5 protein-coding genes and 7 pseudogenes are annotated in these 10,189 nt (G+C 38.3%); 11 read left to right on the forward strand and 1 reads right to left on the reverse strand.

The window, feature by feature from the left end; genetic code table 11:
• Positions 1-7: 7 nt before the first annotated feature.
• The 11 genes and pseudogenes from D8787_RS09535 to D8787_RS11945 all read left to right on the forward strand — a co-directional run.
• Entirely contained in the window at positions 8-823 is an 816-nt protein-coding gene (locus tag D8787_RS09535) for a PrsW family intramembrane metalloprotease (RefSeq protein ID WP_125423253.1), read from the forward strand.
• 144 nt (positions 824-967) lie between these two features.
• Positions 968-1,936, forward strand: a complete 969-nt coding sequence (locus D8787_RS09540) for a ribose-phosphate diphosphokinase (protein ID WP_125423256.1) — start codon at positions 968-970, stop codon at positions 1,934-1,936.
• Between the two features lie 117 nt (positions 1,937-2,053).
• Positions 2,054-3,004 (forward strand): Rpn family recombination-promoting nuclease/putative transposase, encoded by a 951-nt coding sequence (locus D8787_RS09545; protein WP_125423259.1) that lies wholly within the window; start codon positions 2,054-2,056, stop codon positions 3,002-3,004.
• Positions 3,005-3,011: 7 nt separating this feature from the next.
• Positions 3,012-3,380 (forward strand): annotated as a pseudogene (locus D8787_RS11710) (hypothetical protein); the annotation flags it as partial.
• A 14-nt stretch (positions 3,381-3,394) separates the two neighbouring features.
• Positions 3,395-3,796: pseudogene (locus D8787_RS09560) on the forward strand (hypothetical protein); the annotation flags it as partial.
• Positions 3,797-3,807: 11 nt separating this feature from the next.
• Positions 3,808-4,226 (forward strand): annotated as a pseudogene (locus D8787_RS11510) (hypothetical protein); the annotation flags it as partial.
• Positions 4,227-4,363: 137 nt separating this feature from the next.
• The gene (locus tag D8787_RS09575; protein ID WP_185776795.1) at positions 4,364-5,221 is read left to right on the forward strand and encodes an Abi family protein; all 858 of its coding nucleotides are present in this window, start codon (positions 4,364-4,366) and stop codon (positions 5,219-5,221) included.
• Positions 5,222-5,392: 171 nt separating this feature from the next.
• Positions 5,393-5,590: pseudogene (locus tag D8787_RS12080) on the forward strand (IS110 family transposase); the annotation flags it as partial.
• Between the two features lie 355 nt (positions 5,591-5,945).
• Positions 5,946-6,944: an Rpn family recombination-promoting nuclease/putative transposase gene (locus tag D8787_RS09585; protein WP_125423275.1), complete on the forward strand. Its 999-nt coding sequence runs from the start codon at positions 5,946-5,948 to the stop codon at positions 6,942-6,944.
• A 7-nt stretch (positions 6,945-6,951) separates the two neighbouring features.
• Positions 6,952-7,332: pseudogene (locus D8787_RS09590) on the forward strand (hypothetical protein); the annotation flags it as partial.
• 1,373 nt (positions 7,333-8,705) lie between these two features.
• Positions 8,706-9,065: pseudogene (locus D8787_RS11945) on the forward strand (hypothetical protein); the annotation flags it as partial.
• A 79-nt stretch (positions 9,066-9,144) separates the two neighbouring features.
• On the opposite strand, the pseudogene D8787_RS09600 reads toward D8787_RS11945, so the two are convergent.
• Positions 9,145-9,702, reverse strand: a pseudogene (locus D8787_RS09600) (transposase); the annotation flags it as partial.
• Between the last annotated feature and the right edge of the window lie 487 nt (positions 9,703-10,189).

Here is a 10,189-nt window from a genome sequence, read left to right on the forward strand (position 1 = left end):
AAAGTGTATGAAGAAAAACAGTATTTTATTTATTTTTATCTTATTGCTATGTATTGGTTTACAGTATGAAACCATCTACTATACGGATGGTTCGATGTCAACTGCGGAATATGGACTAATGGGAGTTTCTATCTTTCTAGCTCTCTTTTACATGATTCCAGCTCTTTATTTCCTTTTCCGTATTGGGAAAAAATGGGAATTGCCAAAGAATGCCTTGATCTTACCTTTATTGGGTGGGATGTTCCTTTCAGGCTGGTTGTCTAGCTTTGCGAATACCTATATCCATGATTTGCTGGGGGTTCTTTTCCCAGATAGTACATTTTTAAATGCCTTTGAAAGTGCGATTGTGGCTCCTTTGGTAGAAGAACCCTTGAAATTGTTGCCACTTGTCTTTGTTTTAGCTTTGATTCCTGTGCGAAAATTAAAATCTTTGTTTTTACTTGGGATTGCTTCTGGTTTGGGATTCCAAATGATTGAGGATATTGGCTATATTCGTACAGATTTACCAGAGGGCTTTGACTTTACTATTTCGAGAATTTTAGAGCGTATCATCTCAGGTATTGCCTCTCACTGGACTTTTTCAGGTCTAGCTGTAGTAGGTGTTTACTTGCTTTACAGAGCCTATAAAGGACAGAAGGTTGGCAAGAAAGAGGGGCTTATTTTCTTAGGTTTGGCCTTGGGAACTCATTTCTTGTTTAACTCTCCTTTTGTAGAATTAGAGACAGAGTTGCCCTTAGCGATTCCGATGGTTATGGCTATTACTCTCTATGGTTTTTATCAGGCTTATCGCTTTGTTGAGAAGAACGATGAGATAGTGAACTAGAATATTTTTCAAAAGAATGATGCAAGGGTACAAATATGGTGCCCTTCTTTTATTTTTGATTGAAAAATAGTGCAAAAAGAGCTACAATGGTAAATGGAAAATCTTGTGAAAAGCACAAGCGATACATATATACCGGAGGAAATCATGTCTTTTTCTGATTTAAAGCTGTTTGCCCTTTCTTCTAATCAAGAATTGGCAAAACGTGTGGCGCAGGAGATTGGGATAGAGTTGGGGAAATCAAGTGTTCGCCAATTTTCAGATGGAGAGATTCAGGTCAACATTGAAGAATCAATCCGTGGGAAACACGTCTTTATACTACAATCAACTAGTTCGCCTGTAAATGACAATCTGCTTGAAATTTTGATTATGGTAGATGCTTTGAAGCGTGCGAGTGCAGAATCTGTCAATGTTGTCATGCCTTACTATGGGTATGCACGTCAGGATAGAAAGGCGAGAGCGCGTGAGCCAATCACTTCAAAACTGGTCGCAAATATGCTTGAAGTAGCTGGAGTGGATCGTTTATTGACAATCGACTTGCATGCTGCGCAGATTCAAGGATTCTTTGATATTCCTGTGGATCACTTGATGGGAGCTCCTCTGATTGCGGATTATTTTGAGCGTCGTGGCATGGTTGGTTCTGACTATGTGGTTGTCAGCCCAGACCATGGAGGGGTGACTCGTGCTCGTAAGTTGGCAGAATTTTTGAAAACATCTATTGCTATCATTGACAAACGTCGTAGCGTTGATAAGATGAATACTAGTGAAGTCATGAACATCATCGGTAAGGTTGAAGGCAAGACTTGTATCTTGATTGATGATATGATTGATACGGCTGGAACGATTTGTCATGCGGCAGATGCCCTTGCGGAAGCTGGTGCTGTTGAAGTCTATGCAAGCTGTACGCACCCAGTTCTTTCTGGTCTTGCTATGGACAATATCCAAAAATCAGCTATTAAGAAATTGGTTGTTTTGGATACTATCTATCTGCCAGAAGAGCGTTTGATTGACAAGATCGAGCAGATTTCAATCGCTCATCTCCTGGGTGATGCTATCGTGCGTATCCATGAAAAACGTCCACTTTCTCCACTTTTCAGTATTGAGAAAAAGATTTAATGACCAAGCCTGAGATAATTCTCAGGTTTTTTCGTCTCTTTTTCGAATAAATAGATAGTAGCAGTGAATCTAGTAAAATTAGATTTAAAAATGTGCTATAATGAAAGGAGAGAAAGTATGACATTACGTCATCCAGGCATCAGCCCAACGAATGACTTGGTTGCTAAGAAAATTTTTAGCAATCCAGAAATCACTTGTCAATTTATTCGCGATATGTTGGACTTACCAGCTAAAAATGTAACTATTTTAGAGGGAAGTAACATTCACGTCTTACCTTCCCTGCCTTACTCAGCGCAGGATTTCTATACCAGTATAGACGTCTTGGCGGAGTTGGACAACGGTACTCAAGTAATCATTGAGATTCAAGTTCATCATCAGAATTTTTTCATCAATCGCCTGTGGGCTTACTTGTGCAGTCAGGTCAATCAAAACCTAGAAAAAATTCGCCAACGAGAAGGTGATACCCACCAGAGTTATAAACATATTGCACCAGTATATGCTATCGCTATTGTGGGCAGCAATTATTTCCAAGATGATTTGGCTTTCCATAGCTTTAGTATGCGCGAGGACACGACAGGTGAGGCTTTAACAATTACAAACAATGGACAAGAAAATCATCTAGTAAAGATGGCTTTCTTAGAACTAAAAAAATATAGAGAAACCAGCAAAGACGAGGTTCGCAAACCGTGGTTGGAGTTTTTTGGGAATAAACCCTTTACCCAACAACCTGAGCGAGCCATCAGCCAAGCAGACCAACTGCTGGACTACAAGAGCTGGTCCGAGGAGGACAGGAAAATGTTTAGTGAACAACGCAGGCGTGAAGAACAAGCCTTGTTAGCACAGGACTATGCCTTGGAACAAGCTGAAGAAAGAGGATTAGAACGTGGCCTTGAACGTGGTCGTGCAGAGGGTCGTGAACAAGGACGAGAAGAAGGCATTGAAGAGGGATTAAAAGTAGGTTTAGTAAATCTAGTACGTCAAGGTCTTCTAACACCTGAGGTTGCGAGTGAGCAATTGGGCATGTCAGTAGCTGAGTTTGAGTCACTATTGAAAGACCATCATAAATAAGACCTAAAAATACAGAGAAACCAGCAAAGACGAGGTTCGCAAGCCGTGGTTGGAGTTTTTCGGCAACAAGCCCTTTACCCAACAACCTGAGCGAGCCATCAGTCAGGCAGACCAACTGCTGGACTACAAGAGCTGGTCCGAGGAGGACAGGAAAATGTTTAGTCAACTACGTATGCGTGAAGAACAAGCCTTGTTAGCACAGGACTATGCCTTGGAAACCGCTAGGGCTGAGGGGATTGAACGAGGAAAAGTTGAAGGAAGGGAAGAAGGGAAACTTTTTGCCTTCTTAGACATGGTTCGTCAACATGTTTTAACTTCCGAATTTGCGAGTGAACAATTGGGAATGACTGTCGCTGAGTTTGAGGCACTCTTATAAGACCGTCACAAGTGATGGCATTTTTGGAACTAAAAAAATACAGAGAAACCAGCAAGGATAGTATTCGCAAGCCATGGTTGGAGTTTTTTGGGAATAAGCCCTTTACTCAGCAACCTGAACGAGCCATCAGCCAGGCAGACCAACTGCTAGACTATAAGAGCTGGTCCGAGGAGGATAGGAAAATGTTTAGTGAACAACGCAGACGCGAAGAACAAGCGTTATTGGCTCAGGATTATGCCTTAGAAACTGCTAGGGCAGAAGGGATTGAACAGGGGTTAGAGCGTGGTCTTGAACGTGGTAAAGTTGAAGGAAGAGTTTTTGCTTTTCTAGATATGGTTCGCCAAGGTCTTTTGCCTTCTGAGATTGCGAGTGAGCAATTAGGCATGACTGTCGCTGAGTTTGAGGCGTTGTTGTAAGACTAGCACTAATAGTCAAGATGGCATTCTTGGAATTAAAAAATACAAAGAAACCAGCAAAGACGAGGTTCGCAAGCCGTGGTTGGAGTTTTTTGGGAATAAGCCCTTTACCCAGCAACCTGAGCGAGCCATCAGTCAAGCAGACCAACTGCTGGACTATAAGAGCTGGTCCGAGGAGGACAGGAAAATGTTTAGTCAACTACGTATGCGCGAAGAACAAGCTTTGTTAGCGCAGGACTATGCCTTGGAACAAGCTGAAGAAAGAGGATTAGAACGTGGCCTTGAACGTGGCCGCACAGAGGGCCTTGAACAGGGACTGGAACGAGGACGAGCAGAGGGTGTTGAACAAGGTCTAGAGCGTGGGAAAATTTTTACCTTTCTAGATTTAGTACGCCAACATGTTTTAACTTCAGAATTTGCGAGTGAATAATTAGACACAAATTGAAAAAATATCAAGTTTACTTGACTTTTTTTATAGAATGGTATAGTATTTAGATACAAGCACTCCTTTTGCTCCCTGTTTCATAGCAACTGGAGTCATTTTTTTATAAATTTAGAAGGTTAATGATGTACACAACTGATAATAGTATTTCTTTGTCAAGAGATTTAAAGAGAGAAATGAAAGCATTTTTACCTCTTAAAGATCTGGTAAGTTATCTTTCAGATAAGCTAGATATGTCACCTGAAGAGGAACTAGATTCCAAAAACTTTTTACGTTGTCATAATTACTATTCGTTTTCGGCGTTTATTAAACAGGTTCCAGATAATCTTCATAAAGGAAAATTTCAAGCAGCGATTTCATTGTATGAATTTAATGATTGGTTGTCGCAGTTTCTGTTTATATTTTCTGGTAGATTAGAACAATTTATAAAATCAACTTTTATTGAATCGCTTTGCCAGCAATATAATGGAAAATATCAAAAAGGTGAGTGTTACTTGGATGAAACTATTTATGAAAACTTTGAATTATATAACGAATTTATTTCAATTATAGAAAAACATTTATCAGAGAATCAAAGTCTTTCAATACAGCATCATATCAAAAATAAAGGTTCTAAATTCCCAATTTGGGTGCTTTTTCAAGAGATGACTTTTGGGGAAACAACTCGTTTTATAAGTGCACTAAAAAAAGAATACCGAGAGTATTGGATAGATACTACATTTTTATCAACTGGTGTGGTAAATTCTAAAATTCATGGAGAAGAAATCCAAAGTAAGTTATTTGGCTGGGTTTCAGCTACATGGTATATGAGAAATAGGACAGCACATCATTTAAGACTATATGGTCAAAATTTTACAATAGCAAGTCCAAGTTTCTTTTCAGCTGATTTGCGTCAAATAAACAAGAATGCAGAGACTAAAAAGAAAAAGACGCATAATAACGATTTATTTGCTTATCTTCTAGCTATGAAAAATCTTATATAACATCATTCACATTCTTTTGTTCAAGATTGGAACGATTTTTTAATGACTTTAGAGGAACAGTTGATGGAAAAGTCAAATATCATATTATCTAGTAAGATTGGTTTGCCAAGCAATTGGAAAGATATATTGTGGATTGGTTCACATCAATATTGAACTAAGGAATGATTTTTCGCTCAAGCTATTATTCAGAGTATCTTTGACAATTCAGATGAGAAAGCAAACATTAAGAAGTTGATTGCCAAGATAATGAAGGATTAGGTGTAGTATTTGGGAATCGCTATAGCGAGCTATGTAACACCTGAACAAGCTGAGAAAATCAGAATCATCAAGGAGCACTATGATGTTCTTACTATCTGTAAAGAAGACTTATACTCTTCGAAAATCTTTTCAAACTACGTCAGTTTCACCTTACCGTACTCAAGTACAGCTTGCAGCTAGCTACCTAGTTTGTTCTTTGATTTTCATTGAGTAGTAGAAACCATAATTCGGAAACTCGGACAAGAATACCAAGAACAGATCAAGATGATTCAAATCGTTTCTAGATTCAGTGTGCTTTAATTTCAAAAATTAGTGTCAAAACCTCTTTTAATACAGACAAAATTAAGGATAGACAATAATTTTAATAACTTTTATTTTTTTCATCTCTTTTTCGAATAAATAGATAGTAGCGGTGAATCTAGTGAGATTAGATTTAAAAATGTGCTATAATGAAAGGAGAGAAAGTATGACTGTACGTCATCCGGGCATTAGCCCGACCAATGATTTGGTTGCTAAGAAGATTTTTAGCAATCCAGAAATCACTTGTCAATTTATCCGCGATATGTTGGATTTACCAGCCAAAAATGTGACCATTTTGGAGGGAAGTAACATTCACGTCTTGCCTTCCCTGCCGTACTCGGCGCAGGATTTCTATACCAGTATAGACGTCTTAGCGGAGTTGGATAATGGTACGCAAGTAATTATTGAGATTCAAGTTCATCATCAGAATTTTTTCATCAATCGCCTGTGGGCTTACCTGTGCAGTCAGGTCAATCAGAATCTTGAAAAAATTCGCCAATGTGAAGGTGATACTCATCAGAGTTACAAACATATTGCACCAGTATACGCTATCGCAATTGTGGATAGCAATTACTTCTCAGATGACCTGGCCTTCCACAGTTTCAGTATGCGAGAGGACACGACAGGTGAGGTCTTAACCATCACAAACAATGGACAGGAACATCATCTAGTCAAGATGGCATTCTTGGAACTAAAAAAATACAGAGAAACTAGCAAAGACGAGGTTCGCAAACCATGGTTGGAGTTTTTCGGGAATAAGCCCTTTACTCAACAACCCGAGCGAGCTATCAGTCAGGCGGACCAACTGCTGGACTATAAGAGCTGGTCCGAGGAGGACAGGAAAATGTTTAGTGAACAACGCAGGCGAGAAGAACAAGCGTTATTGGCTCATGATTATGCCTTGGAAACAGCTAGGGCAGAAGGTCTTGAAAAAGGTTTAGAGAGTGGTCTTGAACGTGGCCGTGCAGAGGGCATTGAACAAGGGCGAGCTGAGGGTATTGAACAAGGTTTAGAACAGGGACTGGAGCGTGGGAAAGTTGAAGGAAGAGTCTTTACTTTCCTAGATATGGTTCACCAAGGCCTTCTGACTTCAGAGGTTGCCAGCCAGCAGCTGGGTATGACTGTCTCTGAGTTTGAAGAATTATTGAAAGACCATCATAAATAAGACCTAAAAATACAGAGAAACCAGCAAGGATAGTATTCGCAAGCCATGGTTGGAGTTTTTCGGTAATAAGCCCTTTACACAGCAACCTGAGCGAGTCATCAGCCAAGCAGACCAACTGCTGGACTACAAGAGCTGGTCCGAGGAGGACAGGAAAATGTTTAGTGAACAACGCAGGCGAGAAGAACAAGCCTTGTTAGCGCAGGACTATGCCTTGGAACAAGCTGAAGAAAGAGGATTAGAACGTGGCCTTGAACAGGGACTGGAGCGTGGAAAAATTGAAGGAAAACTCTTTGCTTTCCTAGATATGGTTCACCAAGGTCTTCTGACAGCTGAGGTTGTTAGTGAACAATTAGGTATGACTGTCGCTGAGTTAGAGTCTTTGCTATGAGCTCACACCTTAGTATAGTAGAAAGTTAATGAAATGGCGAGTTAATTCCAAAATACTTGCCATTTTTGCTTGACATTTGATAGGGGTTATAGGATAATACCATAGAAGTGAGTTCTGTCCAACTATCTATGTGGATTAGATATGAGAGATTTGACTCAGGATTTAAGAAATTTGTGAGATTTTCACTTGGAAGACACGGTATTTGAAGGGTATTTCATCTCACAGAGGTGTTTTTTTAACCTTTTTTGAAAAAATAGGTTAAAAGTTTAAAAAAATGAAGAAAACCCTTGACAAATCCTGCAAATATTTATATACTGTATGGTAGTAAGATAGTCTTACGAAAAAATATTTTAAAGAAAAATAAAGGAGATAAAACGATGAAAAAAGTTTTATTGACAAGCGCAGTCGCTCTTGCAGCATTTGGTGCTGTTCAAGCTGTTTCAGCTGATGATTCATATGCAACTTTAATTAAGGATGCTCTTGGAGTTAAGGTCAGTGAGGAAGTTAAAGTTGATGATGCAGTAGCTAAGGTTAAAGCTCTTCAACCTGTTGTAAATGCATTGCGTGCAGCTAATTCAACTCTACAAGCTTCAACAAAAGCTCAAAAGGCAGCAGAGGAAAAACTTGCAGCAGCTCAACAAGCTTATTCTGATGCCGTTAAAGCTCTTCGTGATGCAGAACTAAAAAAAGGTGATGCAGAAGGACAAAAAGCAATTTTTACAGAATTACAAGCAAAAGTAGAAGCTAAGAAAGCTAAAGATTCAGCAGACTTGGCAGCTCAACAAGCTAAATTAGGTGAAAAAGAAGAAGGTAAACGTACAGGAGCATATTTAGCATTAGATAATGCCAAGGTAGCCTTGGAAAATGCTCAGAATGCCGTTAATGCTCAATATGATAAAAAACCACTTGGTGGTGATGTAGAAGCTACAAAGAAATACGAAGCTGACAAATTAAAAGTTGAGTCAGACTTGGCAAAAGCTCAACAAGCTTATTCTGACGCTAATGAAAAAGTTTCTACTTTAGAAAAAGAAGTTAAAGAGCTAGAAGCCACTGTAAAAGCAGAACAAAAAGACTCTGAAAAACTTACAAAAGCTATTGAAGCTTTGACTAAAGCAATTGCTGACGGTACAGGTCTATTGGAAGAAAGTAAAACTTTTGATAGTCTAAAACGAGTTAAGAATGATAAATACACAGCAGTTGGAGAAGCTACTACTAAGTTGTTCGATGCAGATACTGCGCTAAAAACTGCGAAAGCTAATTATGAAACAGCTGAAAAAGCAGCTAAAGATAAATATAAAGAAGAAAAAGTAGCATTCGTATTGGAAGATGTTATTAAAGCAGACACACCAACTCCAGAAGCTGTAGTTAAATTTGGTTGGAATAAAGATACTAAAGGTAACTGGACTTATGTAGTAGACTCAAAAGGTACAAAAGCAACAGGTTGGATTAATGATCAAGGAACTTGGTACTACCTAAATGCTGAAGGTGTTATGCAAACTGGTTGGGTTAAAGATAACGGAACTTGGTACTACTTGAAATCATCAGGTGCAATGGCAACTGGTTGGGTTAAAGATAACGGAACTTGGTACTACTTGAAATCATCAGGTGCAATGGCAACTGGTTGGTATCAAGTTGGTGGTAACTGGTACTACTCATACGCATCAGGAGCTCTTGCAGTAAGTACTACTACACCAGATGGTTACACTGTAAATGCAAACGGTGAGTGGGTTTAATCCTAATAACTAGAATATAAAACAGGAGAGGAATCTCCTGTTTTTTTGGCTTTAACAATGGTAGTGGGTTGAAGAAAAGCTAAGCTCGAGAAAGGACAAATTTCGTCCTTTCTTTTTTGATGTTCAGAGCGATAAAAATCTGTTTTTTGAAGTTTTCAAAGTTCCGAAAATCAAAGGCATTTCGTTTGATAAGTTTGATGAGATTATTAGTCGCTTCCAATTTTGCGTTGAAATAGGATAACTGAAGGACATTGACGATTTTCCCTTTGTCCTTTAGAAATGTTTTAAAGACAGTCTGAAAAAGAGGATGAACTTTCTTTAGATTGTCTTCAATAAGTCCGAAAAATTTCTCAGACTCTTTATTCTGAAAGTGAAAAAGCAAGAATTGATAGAGATGATAGTGGTGTTTTAAGTCTTCTGAATAGCTCAAAAGCTTGTCGAGAATCTCTTTATTAGTTAAGTGCATACGAAAAGTAGGGCGATAAAAACGTTTATCACTGAGTTTACGGCTATCCTGTTGAATGAGCTTCCAGTAACGTTTAATAGCCTTGTATTCATGGGATTTTCACTCAAATTGATTCATGATTTGGACACAGATACGACTCATAGCACGGCTAAGATGTTGTACAATGTGAAAAGCCAGCGTCTTTGGGAGCTGGCTGGTAATTTTGGCTTATAGCACTAGTACAAACCATCCGTTAGACGGCTGGTTGTGATTTAGAAGCTAGTTTTTGTCTGACCTCTTTTATACAACTTTTTACCAATTATTTTTTAATCTAAATTATTAAAGTTGTCTAATTCTATACGTAATTTTGATTTAATATTCTCTAAATTTTTCAAAATATCACTATTATTTTCTTTAATCGTACTTGCAAGTTTTGAAACAAGATACAGTTCATCCTCTATTTTTCCTTTAAGGATTTTAGTTTGATTNTTCGTTTTCATATCTAATTCTTTTTTTATTAGAGAAATTGAAATACTCATAAATACGGAAAGAATAATTAAACAAATCAATGTTAACATGATAAGTTTTATCCAAAAAGGCAAATTCTTAATCCAAACATAATCATTAAGTGGAGTAAAAAAATTTAAATTACTTTGTTCTAGTATAATTACAGCAGTAT

This window comes from Streptococcus mitis (assembly GCF_003944325.1).
Taxonomy (GTDB): domain Bacteria; phylum Bacillota; class Bacilli; order Lactobacillales; family Streptococcaceae; genus Streptococcus; species Streptococcus mitis_CW.